A 24,933-nucleotide genomic window follows, 5' to 3' on the forward strand; every position below is an offset into this window, starting at 1 on the left:
ACGATGCCAGATCCGAATTTCCCCCACCTGCGACTCACTTTGAAGGGGGAGTATGAGCCGTATTTTAAGGGTGGGAAGAAGCCAAATCCAGAAGTCCAAGCGAATCGCCAAAACCTCGCCGGCCACGCCGGACGGATCAAAGGGGTTCTCGATGGGATGCGTCGCGCGGATGAGCAGGATCTACGACAACGAGCGGAGTTGAACCTACCGCCGATTCCGGCCGAACGAGGATTTCTCCTTCGCTTGCCCGAAGGAGCTGATGTGGAGGCAATTGTCAGAACGTTGGGGGTCGAGCTCGTCGCGGAAACCGAAGAAGGTCTCATGCTCGTGTCGAGCGACGACCTTTCCTTCGCCATGCTTTACGAGGTGCTCGACGCGTTCGGTGCTGGAGCGGGAGCACTTACGGCTGGGTCGTCGCTACTCGATATTTACGAGCGACGGGATGACCGGCGAAAACTGACGGAGATCCTCGCGCCGGAAGTCTTGGCTCACTGGCCTTTCGAAAACGATGCCGAATACACTTTCGACCTCGCCATCCAAACGGCGACGAGCACTCGGGACATGCGCTGGCCCAGAGTTCCCCAAAGGAAAAATGAGACCGAAGGTGAGTTTATAGCGCGCCGCGAAGCGAAGCGCCTAGCCGCTCGCATGGAAGCGGAGGATCAGTGGCTCAATAACGCGGAAATCCGTGTCCACGAATTAGAGCCCATTGTGAATCACTTTGAGGGCCGATTCGTCACTGGCATGGTCTCCGATGAAGGCCTGAAAACCGACACAGGCATGGTCTTTGCCGACAGTGTCCAAGTTCGCGTCACGATGCGTGGTGAAGGCTTTCGTGATGTGGTGATGAATTTTCCACATCTCTTCGAAGTGACGTTGCCTCCGGAGCTCCAAGGGACGTTTCAGGCTGAAGGCGCTCAGCGCGAAACCGCTGCGCCGATCCTCCGACCTCCGACCTCGAACGCTGCTACGGTCTGTGTCATCGATAGCGGCATTCAAGAGGGACATTACTGGTTGGCCCCGGCCATGGACAGTGAACGGAGCCGGAGCTTTCTGCCTGATTGTCTCCCGGACGATGTTGCCGACGAGTTTTCACCGCGGGGGCACGGCACCCGAGTGGCGGGCGCGATCCTTTATCCACTGGAGATCCCGACCGGCGGTGAAATACAGCTTCATACGTGGATTCAGAACGCACGGGTTTTGGACAAAGATAATCGTCTGCCTGCAAGTCTGCCTCCGGAGCGATATCTTCAACAAGTCGTGGAGCACTTTCATGCACCACCCCGGCACACTAAAATTTTCAATCACTCGATTAATGCCAAGGTGCCGTGCCCCCGTCGCCGAATGACCGCCTGGGCGGCGAAAATCGACGAACTGTCGCACGAACACGACGTATTGTTCGTCCAATCGGCCGGAAACCAGCACCGTTTCGGTCCCGGCGACCAAGCCAATCCAGGTTTAGCGACTCATCTGGCTGAGGGACGCGCGCCTCCAGAACATCTACTTGAAGATTCGATGCGGGTGGCGAATCCGGCGCAGAGCTTGCATGCTCTGACGGTCGGTTCTATCGCGCGCAAATCTTGGCACGACGAGGACCGACGGTCCTTCGCTGACGATGAACTCCGTCCGTCTGCCTTCTCCCGCTCGGGGTTTGGCCAACCGTGGTCAGTCATCAAACCAGAGGTAGTGGAATTTGGCGGCGACTTGGTCTATTCGGAATCTCCCTACATTGTTGCACCGCACCCGGAGGTTGCCGTCGAGTTGCTCAATTCCACACTCCACGGCCAGTCGTCGTTTTCGAAGGATGGAGCAGGCACGTCGTTCTCGGCACCCAAGGTCTCCCACTTGGCGGCTCACCTCCAAGCCCTTTTCCCAACCGCATCGCCACTACTTTACCGAGCACTTATCGCTCAAAGCGCACGTTGGCCGCACTGGGCGGAGAACGAGCCGAACAAAGACCACGTTCTCCGGTGGATCGGTTTCGGCCTGCCATCTTTGGAGCGCGCCACGGAGAATACACCAACCCGAGTGACGCTGATCACCACCGAAGCGGAAATGCTACCCGGAAAACAGTTCCATCTCTTCACGGTTAAGATTCCGGACGAGATTCGGAACGCCGCCCTGGAAGCGCGTCTTAGAATCGATGTTACCCTAGCCTACACGGCGCTGCCGCGCCGCACCCGTGCTCGCCGCACTGGTTATTTGGAAACTTGGCTGGACTGGGAAGCCAGTCGCTTGGGTGAGCGAGCCGACATCTTCGTGAACCGGATGAGAAACGGAGGGGCCGGAGCTGGGCGAAACATCCCTTGGACCCTGCATACGCAATCGAATTTCGGCGAAACTGAGGAAACTTCACGCGGACGCGGGACACTCCAAAAGGACTGGGCGGAATTTGACGCTTACGATCTGCCGGAAGAGTTTTCGATCGCCGTTCGCGCCCACCTTGGATGGAACCATCGTGAGACGGCGGCCGCAGCTCGTTATTGTTTGGCCGTGAGTTTCGAAGCACTCGACATGGAGTTACCGGTATACGAACGCATCGAGGCGGAGAACCGGATTGAAACTGAAGTCGAAAACGAGAACCGTATTAAGTTGTAGAAGCGGTCCCTGAGGCCGCTGTTCCCTATGAACTCAACCACGCCCAGACTGATCAGAACGCCGGCGGACCACGATTTGGCCCTCCATCGTTTGGCGGATCTCATGCAGATGAATCTGTTCTCTGGCGCGGATTATGACATGGAAATTGCGTGTCTTGCCTCGCGCATCGAAGACTACGAAAAGCGCACGGTTCAACTGCCTTCATCTACCCTGTTCGAAGCGATCCGCTTCCGAATTGAACAGGCAAGGCTAATGGATTCAAAAGACATCACTCGCTGGCTGAAACTCCGAATTCAGCTTTCGCCGATTCGACACCGTTACAAGTCATTGAGCGCGGGGAAACCGATCGCATTTGGCGCATGATCTACCAGCTCGAAACTGGCGAACCGGCCTGAGCTAGCGGCCACCCCAAGTCACGGACAGCGATATCTCCAAAGTTTGGAGCTTCTGTAACACCTTCCGCGATGATGGGTTGGGCTACGGCGACTACCTTGAACAGCTCAACTTAACTCATCTTCCTCAAGATGGCGGTTGAGTATGCCAAGCCGCCTTACCGGCGAAATGCGGGCGTGCCCACGCGGTTTGCCTGGCCGGTCATGCGTCCGCTTAAGGGCACCGAACTCGAGGTGCTCTACGTCGAGACGCTCCGCGCACTTGGCACCGAGAAGGGGATGCTGGGACAGACCTTCACAAGATTTAAGACCCCGCCAAACTCCCCCGCGTGATCGAGATGGTCGACGGGGTCTCTCACGGGCCTCGAAACCGATCAGTCCACGCGCAGGGCTTCGGTGGGGGTGACTTTGGTGGCGCGGCGGGCGGGGAGCCAGCAGGCGGACAGGCCGACGGTCGTGAGCAGGGCGATGATGCTGCTGAAAAGCAGCGGGTCGTGCGCGCTGATGCCGAGCAAGAGTCCCGTGCTGGTGAGCAGGCTGGTCGCCCCATAGGCACCGGCTAGTCCGAGCAGGAGGCCGATGCCGAGTTGGGTGAGTCCGCGCGAGAGCACGAGGCGGGCGATGTGGCGGGCCGTGGCGCCGAGCGCCATGCGAATGCCAATCTCGCGGGTGCGGCGCACGGTCTGGTGTGCAATCACGCCGTAGATGCCGACCGCGGCCATGAGCAAGCCCGTGAACGCGAACACGGAAAAGACCGTGCCGAAGACCTTGAGAAACCAACGTTGGCGTTCGAGGCCGGCGGCCAGGGTGTTGGCCTCGAACAGCGGCAGCGTGGGGTCGATGCGTTGCACGATTTGGCGCACAGGTGTGGCCAAGGTTGCGGCGTCGCCGTTGGTGCGCAGAATGAGTCCCATCCAGCCCCACGATTGTTGCTGGTAGGTGAGATGGATGGTGGGCGGAGAATCCGCTTCGCCGGGATTCAAATCCATGTCTGCGCAGATCCCGATGATGGTCATCCACGGTTCATCGTCTGTGTCGGAAACCATCCGGATGCGTTGGCCGAGGGCGGTGGCATCGGGCCAATGTCGCGCGGCAAACGCGCGGGATACGATGACGGCTTCGCGTCCAGTCTCACCGTCGTTGGCATCGAACAGGCGGCCTTGTTGCAGTGGGACTCCAACGGTCTGCAGGTAGTCGAGGGACTCCACGACCATGGAAACCTGGGGTGGGTTTTCGGGATCAGGATGCGGCAGGCCTTCGATTTCGACCCCGCGTCGATTGCCGCCGAGCCCGGGAAAGGAGTTGGCGGCGGCGGCGTGGGTGACGCCGGGCAGGCCGCGCAACGCGGGCAGGAGTTGAGCGAAGAACTGCTGGCGAGTTTCGGCCTCGTGATAGCGTTCCCCTTCGGCCTCGGGCAATTGTAGGCGAGCGGTGAATACGGTGTCGGGGCGCGTGTAGGCGTTGAGTTCCTGCACGGCGAAAAAACTGCGGATCATCGCGCCGGCACCCGCCAAGAGCACGACGGTCAACGCGAATTGCACCACGACCAATGTGCCCGTGAGTCGGCTGCGACTGCTGCCGGCCCCGGGCGTGCCTTCCTTGATCGCGGTGGTGAGATCGACGCGGGAGGCGCGCAACGCCGGCACGAGGCCGAACACGACCCCGCTGCTGATCGAGATGGCGGCAAAATAAAGGGCGGCCCGCCAGTCCATCTCGAACGTGATCCAATAGGGGCGACCGACATTGGCCGTGGCCAAATCGAACGCTCGCAAACCGAAGCCCGAGAACGCGAGTCCGAGCAATCCGCCGATGCCGCTGAGCAGCACGCTCTCCACCAGCAGTTGGCGAATGAGCTGAGGGCGCGAGGCGCCGACGGCGGCCCGCACCGCGATCTCTCGTCCGCGGCTCACGGCGCGGCCCAGCATCATGTTGGCGACGTTGGCGCAGGCGATGAGCAGCACGAAACCGACGGCGCCGAGCATCATGAGAAAAATGGTTTTGATCGGCCCGCCGTTGTAGGTCTCGTGAAAGGTGCGCACGATCAGGCCGCGGTCTTCGTTGGTCGTAGGGTGTTCGTTTGCGAGGCGCGCGGCGATGACCGCGAGATCGGATTGGGCGGCAGTGAGGGTGGTGCCGGGGTTGAGCAGGCCGAAGAGTTCGAGGGAGTGTCGCGTGCGGTCCTCACGATTCGCTGTCGGTTGCAAGGGCATCCACAGGTCTTCGAGGTTGGGAAACTTGAAGCCATCGGGCATGATCCCGACGACTGTCGCGGGCTGGCCATTGACTTGGATACTGCGTCCGAGCACGTCGGCGGCGCCGGCATAGCGTTGTTGCCAAAGTCCGTGGCTCAACAGCACGACGTTTTCGGCTCCGGCGGAACCATCGGCGGGACTGAATCCACGCCCCATCTGCGGCGGAGTGTGCAGCATCTCGAAGAGTCCGGCCGAGACGCGGCCGAGGTTGTAGCGTTCGGGCGGGATGTCGGTTTCGCTGATCGTGCCTTGCCCGCGCTCGACGGCTTCGAGACTTTCGAAACTCTGGTTTTGCGTGCGCAGTTCGAGAAAGTCCGGCCACGAAATCCGCGAACGGTCCTCGGGGTTGGTGAGTTTTTCGCTGGATACCGTCACCATGCGTTCACCGCCGGGGAAGGAGAGCGGTTTGTAGAGCACGGCATTCACCAGCGTGAAAACGGTCGAGTTGATGCCGATGCCGAGGGCGAGGGTAATGATGACAGCGGCGGAGAACCACCGATGTTTCGCGAGCATGCGAAACGCGAAACGGAGATCTTGGAACATAAGCGGGCAGGGGGCGGACGAGCGGACGAAACGTGGGTTCGAATGCTATCACCCGGCGAGGACCGCCAAAGTTGCAGAAACTTCGTTGGCGCGCCGCATCCTCGCGAAAGTGTAACCATAATGGTTACACTTTCGCGGCGTGGGGGCCGACGGCGTGGGAGTTTGGTTTGCTTTTAGGCGCGGGTGCTTATGTTGCCCATCTATGAAACGTCGCTTCCTGTTGCCCCTGCTTTTCGCCGCGCTCTACGCCGGCTCGGTTCATGCCGCCCTTGAGTCCAAGACCGTGCGTTACGAGCTCGGTGGGTCCACCTTCGAGAGCACGATTGTTTACGATACCGCCGCGGCCCAGCCGCAGCCCGGCGTGTTGATGGTGCCGAATTGGATGGGGCCGACCGCCAACGCCATGACCAAGGCCCGAATGGTCGCGGCCAACGGTTACGTGGTGATGGTCACCGACATGTATGGCGTCGATGTGCGTCCAGCCAATGGCAGCGAGGCCGGGGCCGCCGCGGGTTTCGTGCGCGGCGACCGCGCGTTGATGCGAGCGCGGGCGGCCAAGGGCTTGGACGTTTTATTGAGTAACGCGAAGGCGGTGAACCTCGATAAGTCCAAGTTGGCCGCGATCGGATTTTGTTTTGGCGGGGGCACCGTGCTGGAGCTCGGTCGCAGTGGGGCGAAGCTCGATGCGATCGTGTCGTTTCACGGCGATCTCGTCTCGCCCACGCTGGAGGCGGATGCCGCCAAGACGAAGGCGAAGGTGCTGGTGTTGCACGGCGCGGCCGATCCCTACGTCCCGCAAACCGACGTCGCCCAGTTTACCACCGCCATGCTCGCGACCGACGTGGACTGGCAGCTGGTTGAGTTCAGCGGCACGGTGCATTCGTTCACCAATCCGGATGCCGCTGCCGCCGGGCAGTCGGAATACAACGCCCTGAGTTCGGCGCGGGCTTTTACCATGATGAACGCCCTGTTCACGGAAATTTGGCGATGACGGAGGTGGGCCGTGTTACGCTAAAATCCGGACTCGCTGCGGGTTTAGGAAAACAATAGAGCAAATTCCCGCTAGCCATCATCCCGCGATGGGAGGCAATTTGCTCTCTTCATGTCGGATAAGCCCCTTATTACCCACCTTTATACCGCCGATCCCTCGGCTCACGTCTACAACGGCCGCATCTACGTCTACCCCTCGCACGACCGTGAGACGGACCAGCCGACGAACGACAACGGCGATCAGTATGACATGGTGGACTACCATGTCTTTTCGATGGACGAAGTCGGTGCCGAAGTGACCGACCATGGGGTGGCGCTCGCGGTGGAGGACATTCCGTGGGCCAAGAACCAACTTTGGGCACCCGACGCCGCCGCCAAGAACGGCAAATACTACCTGTTTTTCCCGGCCCGCGATCACGACGACATTTTCCGTATCGGCGTCGCGGTGGGTGACAAACCCGAGGGTCCCTTCAAGGCCGAGCCCGAGCCGATCAAAAACAGTTACTCGATCGACCCGGCGGTGCTCGTCGACGACGACAACGCGGCCTATCTGTATTTCGGCGGCATCTGGGGAGGGCAACTCCAGCAATGGTCGGGCAACCAGCACGATCCGAGCGGTGAAGAGCCGACGGGCGACGTGCCCGCCATCGGCCCGCGCGTGGCCAAGTTGAGCGACGATATGACCGCCCTCGCCGAAGACGTGCGCGAGATTCAGATTCTCGACGAGAACGGTGAACGGCTCAAAGCCGATGACCACGATCGTCGCTTCTTTGAAGGCGCTTGGATGCACAAACACCAAGGCCGTTACTACCTGTCCTACTCGACAGGCGACACGCACTACCTGGTCTATGCGACGGCCGACAATCCCTACGGACCGTTCACGTATGGCGGTCGCATCCTCGAGCCGGTGGTGGGATGGACGACACACCATTCCATCGTCGAGCACCAGGGCCGTTGGTTCCTCTTCCATCACGATTCTTCGCTGTCGGGGGGGGTGAACCACTTACGGTGCGTGAAAGCCAAAGAGATCTTCTACGACGACGCCGGCAACATCCTGCCCGTCGTCTGACGGCGGAAGTGTTTGTTACCGAAGGTAACGAAGAGAACGAAGCCACGCCGACGCCGGGTCTTTGATCTCTTCGTTGCCTTCGGTCACATGGGCGGATTCTTGCGGTTAACGCGTTAGCGGGGGCGCGGTGGCTTGGCGTTGCGGTGAATTGGGGAGACCCACACGTTCCGTGGCATGCCACGCGTGCCTGCTCCTAAGTTTATCGACCTTGTCACCGGCCTGTTTGAGCGCGAAGGCGTGAGTGCGTCGCGTGCCCGCCGGGTGGCCGAATTGTATGCGCAAGCCAGTGCCGATGGCGTGCACTCACATGGCGCGAACCGCGTGCCGCATGTGTTGGCGTGGTTGCGAGGTGGTCAGATCAGCAATCATGACCGCGATCCCGAGCGCGTGGCCGCATTCGGAGCCCTGGAGCGCTATGACGGTCACGGGAGTTTTGGGGCGCTCAATGCCGAGTTTTGCATGGACCGCGCCATGGCATTGGCCGACGACCACGGCCTCGGCTGTGTGGCCTTGCGCAACACCGGTCACTGGGGCCGGCCCGGTAACTACGGTTGGCGCGCGGTCGAGCGGGGTTATCTCGGTATTTGCTGGTCGAATACGGAGCCCATGATGCCGGCGTGGGGCGGGACCACCAAGTCGATCGGCAATAATCCCATCGTGTTCGCGGCCCCGGGTGAGAACGGAGCGCACCTCGTGCTCGATATTGCGATGAGCCAGTATTCGTGGGGACGGCTTGATTCACATCGCGCATCGGGTGAACCGCTGCCGGTGCCGGGTGGGCTTGACGCGGAAGGTCAGGTGACCTCCGACCCCGATGAGATTTTGCAGCGCGGCACCATGTTTCCCATGGGGTTTTGGAAAGGGTCCGGTCTGGCGATCGTCTTGGATGCCTTTGCCGCCATTTTGGCCGATGGGGCCAACTCGGCGAAGCTCACCGATGGACTGGGGCTGAGCCAGGTGTTCATCGCGATGAAACCCAACGCGCTGGGAGGCGCGGGTGCGGCGGCCCGAACGCGCGAGGTGATCGAGGGGTTGGCGACGGCCAACCCGGAGGCGCGATATCCCGGACAGGCCGTGTTGGCGGCGCGGCGGGAGAGCGCGCAGGCAGGGCTGTTTGTGCGCGATGATGTGTGGGCGCAGCTGACGGCGGAGTAGCAATCGCCCCGGACTCGGGCAGTGCGCGTATTTTGGGGAAAACGCGCCGCCTGCTGTGATCGGCGGGAGTGTGATTTACAGATGCGAAGCGCTGGGACTAGAGATAGTCTGCCATGCGCGATACCCGCAAATCCGCCCAGAAGTATCTGGGCAAGCTCGATCCCCATTCGAAAGGTATCGTGCGAAAAATTATCGGCTCATTGTTGTTCGCCAGTGTGGCGGCGGCCCTCCCGGAATACGCCGGGCTGAGCGAAGCGGGACGCTGGTGTTTGTTCATCCTGCTCTTGGCGGGCGGATTGTGGGTGACGGAGGCGATTCCGGCGTTTGCGGTTTCGCTGCTCGTCATCGGATTGGAGATCATGGTGCTCGGGCGGCCGGGTGGCGTGTTGGCCGAAACCAAGTCGGACTGGACGATGTTTGTGGAGCCGTGGTCGAGTCCGGTGATCTGGTTGTTTTTTGGCGGATTCGTGCTCGCCTCGGCGGCGGCGAAATCGGGACTGGACCGGCAGGTTTGCGCGATGGTGATCCGGCGATGTCAGTCGAAACCGTCGCTGGTATTGTTGGGCGTCATGGGGGTGACGTTCGTCTTCTCGATGTTCGTTTCCAATACGGCGACGACCGCGATGATGATGGCGGTGGTCACGCCGGTCATCATTGCCCTGCCCAAGGATCAAAAATTTGCCCGGGCGCTTTTGCTCGGGGTGCCCGTCGCGGCCAATCTGGGCGGTATGGGCACGGTCATCGGCAGTCCACCCAACGCGATCGCGGTGGGCATCCTGCAGGACAAGGACCCGGTGTCGTTTCTGCAGTGGATGGCGATCGGATTGCCGCCGGCGTTGGTGCTCGCGGGGGTTGGGTTTGTCTACCTGCTCGTGCGCTATCCGGCGGGGAATACGAAGCTCGATCTGTCGAGCGCCCTGAGCCCGTCGATCGGCGAGGAACCGGCGCCGCGGTGGCAGCAGACGGTGGTTTTTGTGGTGTTCATGGTGACAGTGGGTTTGTGGATGTCGGGCCCGCTGCACGGGGTGCCGACGCCGGTGGTATCGTTTGTGCCGATCACGGCCTTCACGGTCACGGGCGTGCTGGGCGCGTTTGATATGCGGAAATTGCCGTGGGACGTGCTCCTCTTGATGACAGGAGGTCTGTCGCTGGGCGTGGGGGTCTCGGAGACGGGCCTGGCCGATTGGTTGCTACAACAACTGCCGGTGGATGCGGTGAGTCCGTTCGTGTTGGCGGGGGCGTTTGCCTTTGGCTGCATGGCGTTGTCCAACTTCATGAGCAACACGGCCGCCACCAACATCATCGTGCCGGTGGCGGCGGCGATCGGCACCGGGTTTGATCTGAAAATCATCGCGCCGATCGCGCTCGCGGCATCGACGGCGATGTGTCTGCCGGTATCGACGCCGCCGAATGCGATCGCCTACAGCTCCGGCCGGCTGGAAGCCAAGGATTTTGTGGCCGTGGGCATTATCATGGGAATCCTCGGCGCGGCTCTGGCGACCGGATGGTGCGCATTGGTTTTGGATTAAGGGGCGGCGAATGTGCGCCCTCATAATTAGACGAATGATGCGATGAGAATCGCCAGATCTGCGCATCGTTGCGGGCGCGTTTCCGATAATCTGGGCGGTGATGAAAACAACCCACCGCTTACGAGGCCGGACGGCACTCACCAGTGGACTCATGCTGAGTCTGCTCTGGCCCGTCCTGGCGCGGGCCGATGATTTTCAGTCGTGGACGGGACTGTTTGTGCAGCAGACACTCGACGCCAAAACGTCCGTAACTTGGCGGGCGGAGCCGCGGTTCACCGACGACGCGAGTTACCTCGGCACGGTGTTTTTAAGGGCCGCGGTGGCGCGCACCTACAACCGCTCGACCAAGTGGACGGCCGACCTCACCTACATCGATGCCCGCAGTGAAGACCCCGTCACGGGCGACACGCGGCATGGCGAGCAGTTTTGGGTGGGCGGCGGACACACCTCGCGTTGGTGGCTCTCCGAACAGTGGGGGGTCGCACTGCGGCAAAGTCTGCGCGCGCGGTGGCTCGATGGGCAGGACTCGCCCAACATTGTATCGCGGCACTACGGAGAGGTGGCGTGGCGGCCGACGCGTCCGGGGTATTTCCAAGGGGTTTATGCCGGAGCCGAAGGGTTCGTGGAATACGCCAACGACACGCGGCCGGAGTATCGTCTCACGCCGTTCGGGGTGCGGTTGCGGCCCACGGAGCATACCAGTCTGAGCGTGTTTTACCTGATCCGCGCGCGGAAATACGGATCGGACTGGCGGCGGGCCAATGTGATTGGCACCTATCTGACCTGGCGCATTTGAGTCCCGGAGTGGGACCTTAGCGCTTGGCAGCGGGAGCGGGCCCGGGCAGGGTGGCGTCCGCTTTCCTCTATCACGCTTATGGTTCCCGCAATCAGCTGGTTGGCCCGTTTCGGTATCGACCAAGGACTCTTCACTCTCGAGCAAGCCAAGGCCGTTCAAGCCAAGTTGGGCGACGACGCCGAGCTCATCGACTTTGCGCAGGAGTTGATCGACGAGGGCCACGTGGCCGACGCCTATCTGGCCGATTTGGAAGCGCTCGCCGGCAAGGCATTTCAGAAAGGGAGCGGAGGTCCACCGGAGAACGACCCCTTTGGGCCTCCGGGGCGGGACAAGCCCAAGCTAACTGTGGCCGCCGACACCGCGCCAGTGCCGGCCATCGCCCCGGAGCCGGAGCCGGTTCCAGCCATTGCGCCGGAACCCGCGCCCGCGGTCGCCCCCCCGCCGCCCACAGTGCCGGCTTCCGCGCCAGCTCCCAAGGCCGAGCCTGCTCCGGTCGCCGCGGCACCGGGTTCCGCGCGCATGGCAACCTCGTTGCCGCCGGCGGACGCCGTGGTGGAGGCGGGTGAACTTGATTTTGACAACCTCGCCGCTCTCAGTGACGAAGCCTTGGCCGCCCAAGTGCGAGGCATGTTGGTGCTGTGCGGTGAGGAAGGGGTGAGCGACCTGCACATTTCAGCCGGGGCGACTCCGTTTGTGCGGCGGCAACTCGAGCTGACTCCGATCAGTGAGCACATCATCACGGAAGCCGAGGCCTTGCGCATCAACACCGCTTTGCTCGCGCCATCCCAACGCGCGATCTACATGGAGCAGCGCGACTACGACTTCGCTTTGGCGCTGGATGCGGTGCACCGCTACCGGGTCAACCTGATGTTTCACAAGAACGGGTCCGCCGGTTGCTACCGCACGGTGATCGCGGACGTGCCCGAAATCGACAAACTCGGTCTTAAGAATGTCGATACGATCAAGAAGATGCTGTCGTATCACAACGGTCTGATGCTTGTCACCGGACCGGTTGGCGCCGGCAAGACCACCACCCTGGCGGCACTCGTGCACGAGCTCAACAAACAGCGCAAGGACCACATCATCACCGTCGAGGATCCCGTCGAGATCGTGCAGGAGTCGATCGGCTGCAACATCACCCAGCGCCAGGTGGGCACGCACACCAAATCCTTCCACTCCGCGCTGAAAGGGGCGCTGCGCGAGGATCCCGACATCATTGTCATCGGTGAGCTCCGCGATCTGGAGACGATCGAGATGGCCATCAGTGCGTCCGAGACGGGTCACTTGGTGATCGGCACGATGCACACGAGTGACGCGTCCACCACGCTGAACCGTTTGCTCGATGTGTTTCCTCCCGCCCAACAAACGCAGATTCGGTCCAGCGTGGCGGAGAGTCTGCGTGGCGTGATCTGCCAACGCCTGTTGCCCGCGACCGAAGGCGGTCTGATTCTCGCCACCGAAATGCTGGTCTCCAATCGCGCGGTCGCGGCCCTGATCAAAGAGGGCAAGATGCAGGGCCTGCGCAACGTTATGGAAACGGGCGTGCGCGAAGGCATGTGTGTAATGGAAAACTCCGTCATGGAGCTCTACCGCGCTCGTAAAGTCTCGGCCGAAACCGCCCGCCAGAATGTGACCACCCGACAACTTCTCGCCCAAATTAAATAAGGCCATGGCTTCCATCGATCGACTCCTGCAGCTCATGTTGGAAAAAGGCGGGTCCGACCTGCACCTCAACGTGGGGCTGCCGCCCAAGGCCCGCATCTCCGGCAACGTCGTGCCCCTCGAGGATGGTCTCGTCACCGCCATCCAGATGGAGGACTATCTCTCGGGTATCTGTCCGCCCGCGCGATGGGAGGAGTTCCTGGAAAAAAAGGATCTCGATCTCGCCCACGAGATTCCGGGGGTGGCGCGTTTCCGCGGCAACTTCCTCTACAATCACTGGGGCCAGGCGGGTATTTTTCGCCAGATTCCGGCCGAGATTCTGTCGTTCTCGAAGCTCAATCTGCCCGAGGTGCTCAAGAAGTTCTGCCACATGAACGAGGGCCTCGTGGTCGTGACTGGACCGACCGGTAGTGGTAAGTCCACTACGCTGGCGGCGATGATCGACTACATCAACGACAACCTGGCCAAGCACATCATCACGATCGAGGACCCGATCGAGTTTGTGCACCCCAACAAAAAATCCGTCATCGTGCACCGCGAGGTGGGTGAGCACACCCAGTCGTTTGGCGACGCGCTCAAAGGTGCGATGCGTCACGACCCCGACATCCTGCTCGTGGGTGAGATGCGCGAACTTGAAACGATCAAACTCGCGCTCGGTTGTGCCTCCATGGGCATGCTCGTGTTTGGGACATTGCACACCAACAACGCGCCCAAGACGGTTGACCGCATCATCAACGCCTTCCCCGCCGATGAGCAGAACCAGGTGCGCGTCATGCTCGCGGGCTGCCTCTCGGGCGTCGTCGCCCAACTGCTGTGCAAGCGCCAGCCCAAGGGGCGGGTGGCGGTGCACGAGATCTTGCTGCGGCACGAAGCCTTGCCCAACACCATCCGCACCGGCGCGATTTCAAGTATTCGTGCCATCATCGAGAGCGGCAAAAACGACGGCATGACAACCATGGACTGGAGCCTCATGGACCGCGTGAAAGACAAAACCATCACCCCGTTGGAAGCGTTTATGAAAGCCACCGACAAGGCGACGTTCCAACCCTTGCTCAAACCCGGCGACCTCGATGCCGCTCATTAAAGAGCAGTAGGCTGGCCCCTGCTGACCTTTCCAACCCGGCGCATAAGATCCGCCGTTCGACTCATGATCTGCCCGATAATATCATGAGTGATACCACGCCTCCGACCATCGACGGTTACGAAACCAATGCCGTCTCCGATATCGTCGATCTGCGCGATTGCATGTATGAACCCGCCTTGCTGCGGCTCGCGCCCGAGTTGCCCGCCCCGGTGTTGGAACCGGGAGATGTATTGGATCAAGGACAGGAAGGTGCCTGCACCGGCTTTGGTTTGGCCGCCGTCATCAACCTGCTCAACCATCGCGCCGGTCGCGATGTGCGGGTCAGCCCGCGCATGCTCTACGAGATGGCGAAGCGTCACGACGAGTGGCAAGGTGAGGGCTACAATTGGTCCAGCTGTCGCGGTGCGATCAAAGGCTGGTATAACATGGGCGTGTGTCGTGAAGCCGCGTGGCCTTACGAGGCGGACCAACCGGGGGAACTGACGATCGACCGCGCCAAGGATGCCTTCAATCACACCATCGGTGCCTACTACCGCATCAAACCCGACGTGGTTGATTTTCACGCCGCGCTCAACGAAGTCGGGGCCATCTATGCCTCGGCCCGGGTGCACCAGGGCTGGCGTCGCACCTACACGAAGAACGGCCGCATCCCGTTCAAACCCGGCCGGACGGGCGGTCATTGCTTCGCCATCGTCGGTTACAACGCGGAAGGATTCTGGGTGCAGAATTCCTGGGGACCCACGTGGGGGCAGGGCGGTCTGGCGCTGTGGAGCTACGAGGATTGGAAGGCCAATATCTACGATGCCTGGGTGTTTCGGCTCGCGCTGCCCACGCCGCAGATTTTCCCCGGTCGCCGTTCCGTGGATACGTCGGTCGGTTCCGGCCAGGCGGGCGACGCGCCGGTGCGCAACGAAATCATGGGGCATTTTGTGCACCTCGACGATGGCCGCTTTGACGGCAAAGGTCGCTATTGGAGCAGCCTGAACGACGTGCGGCAGACCGCCGCCCACGTCGCCGCCTCGCCGGATTATCAGCACCTGCTGCTCTACGCGCATGGGGGGCTCAACCGTGTCCGCGCCTCCGCGTCCCGGATCAAGGCCCTCAAAACCGTCTTCAAGGCCAACGGCATCTACCCGTTTCATTTCATGTATGACACCGGTCTCGGCGAGGAGCTCCGGGATGTGGTGTTGCGGCGTGAAGGGCCGGCGGCGGAGCGCATGGGCGGACCTTCCGACATCTCGGACTGGTTGCTGGAGAAACTCACCCGTGGTCCCGGTCGGGCCGTGTGGCGACAAATGAAGATGGGCGCCAGTTCACCGTTCGCACGCCGGAAGGATGACGGCTCGAAAGTGCTTCAAGCCTTTGTCGACGCCTTTAAGACGGCGGCCACTCCGGTGAAGCTGCACGTTGCCGGTCACAGCACGGGCGCGATTCTGCAGGCACATCTGCTCACCGCTCTGCGCCGCCTCGCGCCCGAGCAAATCGTCGAGACCTGTTCGTTGCTGGCGCCGGCGGCGAGTATCGCCCTGTTCGAGAGTCATTACCGACCGCTGCTCGAGGCCGGCGCGATTGCGCGCCTGAACGTCTACAACCTCGATGCCCGGTTGGAGCTCAAGGACCACGTGGCGCATTTGTATCGCAAATCGCTGCTGTGGCTGGTCTCCAACGCGTTTGAAGATAATCGCCGCGAGCCGCTGCTGGGCATGCAAAGATTCAGTCAATCGGTGGATGCCGCGGGTCTGTCGGCGGAGTTTATTTACAGCCAGGGGGCGCGCCGCGGGGGCAACGCGCGGACCAAGGCGGAATCACATGGTGGCTTCGACAACGATGTCGCGACGATGAACGATCTGCTCAAGTCGATTCTCGGCCGCAAACCTGATCGCCCGTTTACGGTGGATGATTTGGCGTATTGAAACGGACGATACGAACCCGCCATAGCGGGCTCAAGTAGGAGCGTGCTTGCGCGCGATAATACCTGCCCCTTAGCGCCGGGACATCGGGTTCATCGCGCCGAGACATTGGGTTCATCGCGCGTAAACGCGCTCCTACGTAGGAACCTTACTTGGTGCCGGCGTGTTGCATTCGGCTGCGCTGAATGTGCTCATCCCAATCGGCCTCTTGCACCGAACTGAGCCGGTCATGATAGCCCTTTTGCTCCTCGGTAAATCGCGCGTGATCGAACGGAGCATCTGCGTTTTCGGGATAGGTCGTGCAACCGCTCAAGAGCATGGTGATGACGAGGATGAGAAAGCAGGAATTTTTACGAAGCATGGCCGAAACGTGGGGATAGCAGTGCTTCGACATGGCATTACCTCATTCGTTCCGGCCAGGGCAGGGCGTGGCTTGTTGGATTGGAGCGGAGGATAACGAACGTGGATGAATCTGCCCATGAGCCGCAGACTTGGTCGCCCGTTTGCGGTGGATGATTTGGCGTATTGAAACGGACGATACGAAACGGCGGCCTTACTCGGCGTCGGTCGCCGACTCCGACGGAGTCGAATGAGCGATCAGTTTGTTGCTGCTCCAACCCGCGCCCGGTTTCAGGGCGGGCAGGCCTCCGAGGCGGTCGCGGGCTTTTTCGTAGCTCTCGACCCAGGCGCTCCAGTGATGGATCAGGACGAACGCATTGCCGAAGTCTTCGGCGAACTTAAACGTCAGATCCGCGCCGGACTCGGTCTGCGCGAGGCGACGATTTTCGATGAAACTTTCGTGACCCGGGTATCGTAGCATGGTCGTGCCGCGGAGCGACGGATGGGATGCGCCCGAGTCGACCAACGTGATTTGGTAGCTGCTGTTCGATCCGGAGGGCCGCTGGATGGTTTGGATGACCAAGGTCTCCTTGCCCACGTTTTCGGTGCGGTGTTCCACGACCAAAACTTCATCGGCGGCCAGTTCCGCCTCGAAGCGATAGAGCTGAAAACCAAGCGCTTCGCCCAGTTCGGTTTCGACGGATTCGGGTCGAATGGTTTGAGCCCGGGCGTCGGCCAAAATGAACCCGAAAATCGCCCATAACGTGATGCGCCAGAGTTTCATGGTTAATGGAACGTGGTGGCGGGGCGAATTCTTTCAACTGAGATGGGTTTTATCTCTTTTGGTCGTCGCGTCGGAGCGGGCTACTTCTGACCGAATCCGTCGCCGTCCTGGATGAACTCAAGGCGATTGCCGAAGGGGTCGGTGGTGTAAATCCGACGTCGGTCGGGCAGAGCGGTGTCGGGCTGCACGGGCAAAGAGGCGGTGCGCAGGCGCTCGGCCAATGTCGCGAGATCGCTGACACAAAACGCGGGGTGTGCTTTGCCCTGCGGCCCAAAATTGGACTCCACGCCGACGTGCACAATCGTAGGTCCGGAGCGGAACCAACACCCGCCGCGGGCGGCCAGCGGTTCGGGTTTGGTTTCCTCGGTCATGCCGAGGAGTCCGACGAAAAATGTGCGGGCGCGGTCTTCCTGCTCCGGCGGCATGGCGAGTTGAATGTGGTCGAGGTGAGTGATCATCGCAGGCAGGGACTGAAATAAAGCGGGGTGTTTCGTATTTCCACAATTCATCCCAAGCCGTCGAGGGGGCGGGGATTCAGGGAGTGAACGCCCGATCTGGTGAGGTAGGCGAGGTCGTAAACCCGCGCCTGGCCATCCGGCGGGCGAACTGCTTGGGGAGCGAAAGTCACGGCGCACGCCGCTTGACCTTTGGCGGGTGGACAACCGTTCTGGTCGCGTGCCTTGGCCCTGTTTGTCCTTCGATTCAATCCTGCGAATGGTGTCCGTCCGTAGCCGCGAATTCGGGGGGCGGCGGTGGCTAGCGGTAGGGTTGGTTGGCTTGAGCCTCTGCCTGCTGACCGGTTGCGTGACGCCGATCATGCTGGGACCGCCGCGTGTCCCGGTTTATGCGAATGCCGAGGCCAAGGCCGACGCGCAAATCGCATTATTGCGACAGGTTTGGGCCCAGGTGGATCGTCGTTTTTACGACGCCAACTTCCAGGGTGCCGACTGGGCGACGGCGGTGGATCGCTACCGCGAGGCGGCGGCGGCAGCGCCGGATACCGATGCATTGTATGATGTCATCAACGAGATGCTGGGCGAGCTGAACGACGCCCACACCGGAGCGATGACACCCCGGGAAGCCTGGGAGGAATACACCGAGGAACGCGCGTATGTGGGCGTCAATTTGGAGCGGGTCTGTGATCGATGGGTCGTGGTCGAATTGCGACCGGGGAGCGCGGCGCAGGAAGCCGGCGTGCGGGCGGGTTGGATCGCCGTGGCACGGGACGGTGAGACGTTGCCCGAGGAAGGCTTTTCCTTTCGGAGTGAGATGGGCGAAACCTATCGCTGGACCTTTTTGGACGAAGCGAACCACGAACGTGAAGTGCTGCTGACGGCGCGGACGCTGCCGACGCCCATGCCTCCGGAAGAACGGCGCGCGGAGCCGGAGGGATGGGTTTATCTGCGTTTTGATGAATTCAAATCGGAGAACCAGCGGTGGTTGCGACAGCGTTTGGCGGCCAATCGTGAAGCGCCGGGCATCGTATTGGACCTGCGTCAGAACAGTGGGGGGGCGGTTTACTTGCTGGAGCGCATCATCAACGATTTTTTCCCGCACCGGGTCGCTTACGGGGCGTTTGTTTCGCGCCAGGGACGTCGCGCTGATGAGAAGTCTGCCTGGCTGCCGGGCGTGAGTTACGACGGGCCGTTGGTGGTGCTCATCGGCCCGGGATCGGCCAGTGCGGCGGAGATCCTGGCGCATGTGATGAAGCACTATGGCCGGGCGCAGTTGGTCGGACGCACCACGGCCGGCGTGGTCGTGTCGAGTCGGTTCCGCCGCCTGCGGGACGGCGGAAAGCTTCAGATCGGCATGTCCGACTACCAGTCGCTTGATGGCACGCGATTGGAAGGCAACGGGGTGGAGCCCGATGTCGTGGTCGAGCGCACCTTGGGCGATCTGCGGGCGGGCGTGGACCCGGATCTGGATGCGGCGTTGGCGATACTGCGGGCCGGGAAGGCCGAGGCCTCCCGGTCATCAGTGCAGTGAGGGGGCGGGCACGAGCGCTTAGCGCTCGCGACTGCGCACGGCGTCGTAATCGAGATCGGCGAGGATGCCCTTCTGGTTAAAAACGAGAAAGAAGGTTTCGCGGGTCGTGATGCGTTCCATCTCGGGACGAGGGTCGAGAATCGTGCGGGCGATGCCGGTGATCGGATCAACGTAGGCGACCTCCTCCATCTCTATGGCGACATCGCGGTAAACGGGGTCGGTCGTATTAAAATAGCGCCAGGTCTCGGCTTCGCCGTTGGCGGCGCTGGCGGGTTCTTTCTCGGCGGGCTGTCCCACGAGCGCCAGGACCTCGCGCTGGGTCATTCCCAGTCGCAGTTCCTTCATGGCGTCGCGCGGAAAACTGGTGGCACCGGCGTAAGCCGAAGCCGTGGCCTTGGCGGGGCTGGTCGTGGTTGAGGCGCAGCCACCAAAAACGGTGGCCAGCGTGAGAGCGGAGAGCGAAGTGATAAGTCGTGGCGTCATGCGGCGCATATGGAAACACCATCACCGGGGTTCCCCCTTCATGCAAATGGCACTTCAGTTTGCAGTTAACGGGCGTCGACCGAATTAGGTTTGGAATCCGCCGCTTTGCGCTGTCTGGATAGCCGGCTATGAAGACTGCTCCGACGCTTCTCGTTCTCGCTGCCGGCATGGGTTCCCGCTATCGAGGGCTCAAGCAACTCGATCCGGTCGGACCGGCGGGCGAGACGATTCTGGACTACGCCGTGTATGACGCGATCCGCGCGGGCTTCGATCGGGTGGTGTTCGTGATTCGCACGGATTTTGAGGAGGCGTTTCGCACTCAGATCGGGGCGAAGTATGCGGGTCGCATTGCGGTCGCCTACGCTTTTCAAGCGATCAACATGTTGCCGGAGAGCGCGGAAGTGCCGGCGGATCGGGTGAAGCCGTGGGGCACGGGTCACGCGGTCTGGTGTGCGCGGGAGGTCGTGGGTGAAGTGCCGTTCGCGGTGATCAACGCCGACGATTTTCTGGGGCGCGATGCCTTTGCGCAACTGGCGGCGTTTGTGGCCGCCCCCGATGCGGATCACGCGATGGTGGGGTTTCGCCTCGCCAACACCTTGTCCGATCAGGGCACGGTGTCGCGCGGGGTTTGTCAGGTGGACGAGCAGGGTTTCTTAAGCGAGGTCGTCGAACACCCGGGTATCGCGCAGTCCGACGTGGGGCCGGATCGCATGTTTACCGGAGAGGAATCCGTTTCGATGAACTGTTGGGCGTTCCAACCGTCGTTTTGGCCGGCCCTGGACCGGCAGTGGCGGGCGTTTGTCGACACGCGTTTGAGCGAGCCCAAGGCGGAGTTTTATCTGCCCGCGGCGGTCTCGGCCGAGATCGTCGCGGGCCGGGCGACCGTGCGGGTGCGCCCGACCACGGCGGCGTGGTTTGGCGTGACCTACCGCGAGGACAAGCCGGTGGTCGAGGCGACCCTGCGTGCGATGGTGGAAAGCGGAGAATACCCGGCGCGTCTGTTTGGCGACTGATCGGTCCGTTGCTGGCACGGATGAGGGTGCGGCAATTGGGGGAAATACCGGGAATTGAGCAGCAGGGTTGCTCTGGCTGGATTAATGGCTTCCCGTGTGTGGCTAAGCGCTGGCCCGCTTGTAATTAACCCTTCCCCTGCATTTTATGAGACTATCGGCCCGTCGTAGTCTAGCCGTTCTGGCTGGAGTTTTATTGGTGTTCGTGCTCGTGGGACTGGCGGTCTACGGCAGTTCGATTCAACGATTGCGCGAGCTGGAACTGACCCGGGTGAAGGAGCGGGTGGGCAAGCAAGTCGAACATTTTGAGGAATTGGGCGACATCGCGCGCGGGCAGGTGCGGGCCATTTCCGAAACCATGGCGGTGCGCAGTTTGATCACTGCGCCCGACCGTCGCGAACGCGCTCGACTGGAGTCGGATTTGCTCGCGGTGATGCGAGCGTTTCCGGTGATCCAGCAGTTGCGATTGATTCGACGGGATGACGAGGGCACCGAGTTCGTGCGGGTGGATCGCGGTGATTACAACGAGCCTCCGCGGATCGTGGCGGATTCGGAGCTCCAGTCGAAGGGACATCGCGATTACTACCGCGACGCGTTGTTGCTGGAGCCCGGGGAGGTGATGTTGTCGCCGATCGAGCTGAACCACGAACACGGCGGAATCGAAATCCCCCATCGGCCCGTATTGCGGGCCACCATTCCCATCGCGGACGAGACGGGTCGTGCGGCGGCCTTTGTGGTGGCCAATCTGGATTTGCGCATGGATTTGCGACGACTGCAGCTCAACTCCGGCGGCGGTATGGCTTTGTTCATGGTGGATTTGCGGGGGCAGTTTTTATCCCATCCGGACCGCAACCGTGAGTTTGGGGGGGATGGTGATTCCGGATTCGAAGTAACGAATGAGTTTCCCCAGTGGCATGACTGGATGCGCCAACCCGGCGGGGTGGAGCAGTTGTTGAGCGACGAGGAGGACGGAGTCATTGGCGTGGTGGCGTTGCCGATCGTGGTGGCGGGCAACCACCGGGCGAACGAACTGGCCTATCTCGTGGCGCGCGTGCCGGACACTCTGCTGCGGGGCATGGAGCGGTCGTTGGTGATGATCGCGTTGGTGCTGGGGGCGGTCGTCGCCTTGGGCTTGGTCGTGATGGTGGTGGCCATGTGGCGGGAATTGATACGGCCGCTCGATACGATCATGGGTGGAGTGGCGGCCTACGCTGGCAACGGGGTGTTGAAACTGCCGGTTTCTCCGCGTTCGGAATTTGCCCCCTTGTCGCGGGCGATCGAGCGGATGACTGCCTCGATTGATGAGCAGACCTCGGCTTTGCACGATGAGATCGATGAGCGTCGCCGGGCGCAGGATGCGTTGGCCAACATCGTCGCGGTGTTGCCCGACGCCTTGCTGGTGGTCGACGCGCATGACCGGGTGAGCTTTGCCAACAAACAAGTCTGTGCCTTGCTCGAGCTCGATGTTGCGGAGGTGATCGGGGATGAACCGCCGATTCGTCACGCGATTGGGCAGGTGACCGAGGCCCGGTTCGAGCGCGGCGGCAAGGTGATCCAGCTGGAGACGCGGGCGGTCGCGATGACTTGGATGGGGGAACCGGGAAAATTGTTGGTGGTGCGCGACGTGACCGAATTGCGCGAGCTTTCCACGCAATTGCGGCAGTCGCAAAAAATGCAGGCGGTGGGGCAACTCGCCAGCGGGATCGCTCACGACTTCAACAATCTGTTGGCCGTGGTGACGATGAGTGCGGATCTGCTCAAAGGGGGAAACCACATTCCCGACGAGGAGGGTCGGCAGTTGCTGGAGGATTTGACCGAAGCGACCCGGCGGGCTCGAGGGGTCACGGCCCAGCTGCTCGCGTTCAGTCATAAATCCGCCTTGTCTCGCGTGCGGTTGAACCTCTCGGAGGTGGTGTCCGATTTGATGAAAATGCTGACGCGGCTGCTGGGCGCGGATATTTCCATTCAGGAAAGTTTCACCACGAATTCCCCGCCCATTCTGGCCGACGCGGTGCAGATCGAACAGGTGGTCTTGAATCTCGCGCTCAATGCTCGCGACGCCATGCCGAATGGTGGCCAACTCGTCGTCGAAGTGCGTGACGTGGTCTTCCTCCAAGCCTTCGATGACGGGAATTTCACCGCGCCGGCGGGGAATTACGCCATGCTGATGGTGGCGGATTCGGGGCAAGGTATGGACCGGGCCGCGCGTGATCGCATTTTTGAGCCGTTTTATACGACCAAAACCTCCGGACATGGCACCGGCATGGGACTGGCCAATGTCTACGCGATCGTGCAGCAAGCCGGTGGTGTCATCTCGGTCGAGAGTGAGTTGGGACACGGCACGACATTCAAAATCTATTTTCCCCAGGTTGAGCGGGACGAAGCGGGCGAGAACCAACCCGTGCCGGCGTTGCTGGAGGCGAAAGGTCCGGCTCGGGTGCTGGTGGTGGAGGATGAAAAAGCCATCCGTCGGCTGGTGCGAATCGCGTTGGAGAATGCCGGTTACACCGTGACGGACGCGGGCAACGGCGATGAAGCGCTCAAACTGATCGAGGCTGATGCTGCGGCGTTTGATTTGGTGATCACCGACATGAAAATGCCCGTGCTGGGCGGAGCCGCGCTGCGCGATTCCGTGCGGCGGATTCAGCCCGACATGCGCTTTATCTACATGTCGGGATACTTCGGGGAATCGTGGGGCGAAGCCACCGGGACCACGAATAGTGCGTCCCCGTTTTTGAGTAAGCCATTTTCCACGCGAGTATTGGTGCAGACGGTGCACGCCGCTCTGAGTTAGAGCCGGAGAAGCGTGGCCATAACCACAAAACCGGCCATGAACATTCTTCATGGGTGGGGCGGAAATCATTTGGTGTTGCTCCGAAAATGTCCTAGCTCACTGCCATGATTTTTTCGCGGGATGGCGCAGATGTGTGGGTGCCGGGAGGAGGCGCGGCCAACGCGGCGTTGCAGCGGGTGACCCACCTGTGCATCGGGGCGCACCAGGATGACGTGGAGATCATGGCGCATTCCGCCATTTGTGCGTGCCTCGATGATTCGGCCAACCTGGCGTTTGGCGGCGTCGTCGTCACCGACGGAGCGGGGTCGTCGCGACGCGGACCGTATGCCGACAAGACTGATGACGAGATGAAGGTCATCCGCGCCGAGGAACAACGCGAGGCGGCGCGGCGCGGTCGTTATGCGATTCAAATCCAACTCGCGCATCCGAGCGCGGCCGTGAAAGACGCGGCGGCCCCGGCGGTGGTGGCTGACCTGGCCGCCGTGCTGGCTGGTTGCTCACCTCGCGAGGTGCTGTTGCACAACCCCGCCGACAAGCATGACACGCACGTCGCCGTGTTGCTGCGCAGCCTCACGGCGCTGCGGCAACTGCCGGTGTCGGAACGGCCGACCCGGGTGCTGGGGGTGGAAGTGTGGCGCGGCCTCGACTGGATGCTCGATTCCGACAAAGTGGCGCTCGATACCAGCGCGCGACCCGAACTGCGGGCGCAATTGCTGGAGGTGTTCGATTCCCAGATTTTTGGTGGCAAGCGCTACGATCTCGCCACGGAAGGGCGCCGGGCTGCCAACGCGACATTTCACGATTCACATGCCAGCGATGAAGTGAGTGGGATCAACTGGGCGATGGATCTCACGCCGGTGGTGCATTCCGACACGGTTGATCTCGCCGATTACACGTTGGCTTACATCGATCGATTGCGAGCCGACGTGGCGGCGCGCATCGCCCGATTACGCTGACCGGCCGCCGTCGAGATCAGAGTCGGAGCACGAGCGTCTGCAGCGCCTCCGCATCGGCGGTGCGCAATCGCACGACCAGTTCGAGCTGGTCAATGGCGACGGGATAAGAGGCCCGCATGGGTTCGAGGGCCTGCAATTGACCAGGCTCGAGGGTGAACACTTCGGGCACCGGGATGAAATTGCCCAACGCCGAACGCACCTCGGCAACGCGCAGTTTTATGGTTTGGGTGCCGGCGTTGCGCACCGTGACCGTGAGGGATTGCCGGGGGCGGGCCCCGTCTCCGCCGAAGCGACCATCGGCGTAGCGGCGGGGAGCGCGATCCACGAGTGGCTGGTCATCGATGACGACGGGAATGCCGCCGAGACGATCGGGAGGCAGGGCATCGACAAAGCGAAACGGTCCCAACTCCGCGATCACATGAATCTGGTTGTCGAAGTAGTGGGCCTCGGCGCTGATCACCGGTTGGGGGCCGGGCGTGGCCGGACCGGAGGGCGCCCCGCAGCCCGCGACCATGAAAAGCAAGGTCGCCGCCAGACCAAGTCGATGCAGCGGGGATAAAGGCACGATCATGAAGCGGTTGGGCTAAGACGCGATTTACGC

The 24,933-nt window shown here is 61.7% G+C and carries 20 protein-coding genes and 1 pseudogene; 15 read left to right on the forward strand and 6 right to left on the reverse strand.

Annotation, left to right across the window (positions count from 1 at the left end):
• The first annotated feature begins 3 nt into the window (after positions 1-3).
• From PXH66_RS20975 to PXH66_RS23165, 3 genes and pseudogenes are all read left to right on the forward strand, one after another.
• Entirely contained in the window at positions 4-2,598 is a 2,595-nt protein-coding gene (locus PXH66_RS20975; protein ID WP_330931907.1) for a S8 family peptidase, read from the forward strand.
• Positions 2,599-2,625: 27 nt separating this feature from the next.
• Positions 2,626-2,961, forward strand: coding sequence for a hypothetical protein (locus PXH66_RS20980; protein ID WP_330931906.1), 336 nt, complete (start codon positions 2,626-2,628; stop codon positions 2,959-2,961).
• 64 nt (positions 2,962-3,025) lie between these two features.
• Positions 3,026-3,337, forward strand: a pseudogene (locus PXH66_RS23165) (SAM-dependent DNA methyltransferase); the annotation flags it as partial.
• A 27-nt stretch (positions 3,338-3,364) separates the two neighbouring features.
• Here PXH66_RS23165 and PXH66_RS20985 read toward each other — a convergent pair.
• On the reverse strand, positions 3,365-5,785 hold the full coding sequence (locus tag PXH66_RS20985) for an ABC transporter permease (protein ID WP_330931904.1): 2,421 nt from the start codon (positions 5,783-5,785) through the stop codon (positions 3,365-3,367).
• A gap of 202 nt (positions 5,786-5,987) precedes the next feature.
• Here PXH66_RS20985 and PXH66_RS20990 point away from each other — a divergent pair, with 202 nt between their 5' ends.
• From PXH66_RS20990 to PXH66_RS21025, 8 genes are all read left to right on the forward strand, one after another.
• Positions 5,988-6,776 (forward strand): dienelactone hydrolase family protein, encoded by a 789-nt coding sequence (locus PXH66_RS20990; protein WP_330931903.1) that lies wholly within the window; start codon positions 5,988-5,990, stop codon positions 6,774-6,776.
• A gap of 111 nt (positions 6,777-6,887) precedes the next feature.
• Positions 6,888-7,844 (forward strand): glycoside hydrolase family 43 protein, encoded by a 957-nt coding sequence (locus tag PXH66_RS20995; protein ID WP_330931902.1) that lies wholly within the window; start codon positions 6,888-6,890, stop codon positions 7,842-7,844.
• Between the two features lie 183 nt (positions 7,845-8,027).
• Complete coding sequence (yiaK, locus tag PXH66_RS21000; RefSeq protein WP_330931901.1) at positions 8,028-8,999, forward strand: 3-dehydro-L-gulonate 2-dehydrogenase; 972 nt, start codon at positions 8,028-8,030, stop codon at positions 8,997-8,999.
• Between the two features lie 113 nt (positions 9,000-9,112).
• Complete coding sequence (locus PXH66_RS21005) at positions 9,113-10,528, forward strand: SLC13 family permease (RefSeq protein ID WP_330931900.1); 1,416 nt, start codon at positions 9,113-9,115, stop codon at positions 10,526-10,528.
• Positions 10,529-10,628: 100 nt separating this feature from the next.
• Positions 10,629-11,324 carry a DUF2490 domain-containing protein gene (locus tag PXH66_RS21010; RefSeq protein WP_330931899.1) on the forward strand — a complete coding sequence of 232 codons (696 nt, stop codon included), beginning with the start codon at positions 10,629-10,631 and terminating at the stop codon, positions 11,322-11,324.
• Positions 11,325-11,402: 78 nt separating this feature from the next.
• On the forward strand, positions 11,403-12,989 hold the full coding sequence (locus tag PXH66_RS21015; RefSeq protein ID WP_330931898.1) for a type IV pilus twitching motility protein PilT: 1,587 nt from the start codon (positions 11,403-11,405) through the stop codon (positions 12,987-12,989).
• 4 nt (positions 12,990-12,993) lie between these two features.
• The gene (locus PXH66_RS21020; protein ID WP_330931897.1) at positions 12,994-14,070 is read left to right on the forward strand and encodes a type IV pilus twitching motility protein PilT; all 1,077 of its coding nucleotides are present in this window, start codon (positions 12,994-12,996) and stop codon (positions 14,068-14,070) included.
• An 83-nt stretch (positions 14,071-14,153) separates the two neighbouring features.
• The gene (locus tag PXH66_RS21025) at positions 14,154-15,983 is read left to right on the forward strand and encodes a C1 family peptidase (protein ID WP_330931896.1); all 1,830 of its coding nucleotides are present in this window, start codon (positions 14,154-14,156) and stop codon (positions 15,981-15,983) included.
• 145 nt (positions 15,984-16,128) lie between these two features.
• Here PXH66_RS21025 and PXH66_RS21030 read toward each other — a convergent pair whose 3' ends face one another.
• The 3 genes from PXH66_RS21030 to PXH66_RS21040 form a co-directional block, all read right to left on the reverse strand.
• Entirely contained in the window at positions 16,129-16,341 is a 213-nt protein-coding gene (locus tag PXH66_RS21030) for a hypothetical protein (RefSeq protein ID WP_330931895.1), read from the reverse strand.
• A 192-nt stretch (positions 16,342-16,533) separates the two neighbouring features.
• Positions 16,534-17,103 (reverse strand): hypothetical protein, encoded by a 570-nt coding sequence (locus PXH66_RS21035; RefSeq protein WP_330931894.1) that lies wholly within the window; start codon positions 17,101-17,103, stop codon positions 16,534-16,536.
• 80 nt (positions 17,104-17,183) lie between these two features.
• On the reverse strand, positions 17,184-17,561 hold the full coding sequence (locus PXH66_RS21040) for a VOC family protein (protein ID WP_330931893.1): 378 nt from the start codon (positions 17,559-17,561) through the stop codon (positions 17,184-17,186).
• A 319-nt stretch (positions 17,562-17,880) separates the two neighbouring features.
• On the opposite strand from PXH66_RS21040, the gene PXH66_RS21045 reads away from it, so the two are divergent.
• Entirely contained in the window at positions 17,881-19,089 is a 1,209-nt protein-coding gene (locus PXH66_RS21045) for a S41 family peptidase (protein WP_330931892.1), read from the forward strand.
• Positions 19,090-19,107: 18 nt separating this feature from the next.
• Here the strand turns inward: PXH66_RS21045 and PXH66_RS21050 are convergent, their stop codons facing one another.
• On the reverse strand, positions 19,108-19,572 hold the full coding sequence (locus PXH66_RS21050) for a hypothetical protein (RefSeq protein ID WP_330931891.1): 465 nt from the start codon (positions 19,570-19,572) through the stop codon (positions 19,108-19,110).
• A 128-nt stretch (positions 19,573-19,700) separates the two neighbouring features.
• Between PXH66_RS21050 and PXH66_RS21055 the strand changes: the two genes are divergently transcribed.
• The 3 genes from PXH66_RS21055 to PXH66_RS21065 all read left to right on the forward strand — a co-directional run bounded on the left by PXH66_RS21055 (position 19,701) and on the right by PXH66_RS21065 (position 24,332).
• Positions 19,701-20,585 carry a nucleotidyltransferase family protein gene (locus PXH66_RS21055; protein ID WP_330931890.1) on the forward strand — a complete coding sequence of 295 codons (885 nt, stop codon included), beginning with the start codon at positions 19,701-19,703 and terminating at the stop codon, positions 20,583-20,585.
• Between the two features lie 145 nt (positions 20,586-20,730).
• The gene (locus PXH66_RS21060) at positions 20,731-23,376 is read left to right on the forward strand and encodes an ATP-binding protein (RefSeq protein ID WP_330931889.1); all 2,646 of its coding nucleotides are present in this window, start codon (positions 20,731-20,733) and stop codon (positions 23,374-23,376) included.
• A 104-nt stretch (positions 23,377-23,480) separates the two neighbouring features.
• Entirely contained in the window at positions 23,481-24,332 is an 852-nt protein-coding gene (locus PXH66_RS21065) for a PIG-L deacetylase family protein (RefSeq protein WP_330931888.1), read from the forward strand.
• 16 nt (positions 24,333-24,348) lie between these two features.
• Here the strand turns inward: PXH66_RS21065 and PXH66_RS21070 are convergent, their stop codons facing one another.
• Positions 24,349-24,897, reverse strand: coding sequence for a hypothetical protein (locus PXH66_RS21070; protein WP_330931887.1), 549 nt, complete (start codon positions 24,895-24,897; stop codon positions 24,349-24,351).
• Positions 24,898-24,933 lie beyond the last annotated feature (36 nt).

Origin of the sequence: Synoicihabitans lomoniglobus, assembly GCF_029023725.1 — a bacterium.
GTDB classification, from domain to species: domain Bacteria; phylum Verrucomicrobiota; class Verrucomicrobiia; order Opitutales; family Opitutaceae; genus Actomonas; species Actomonas lomonigloba.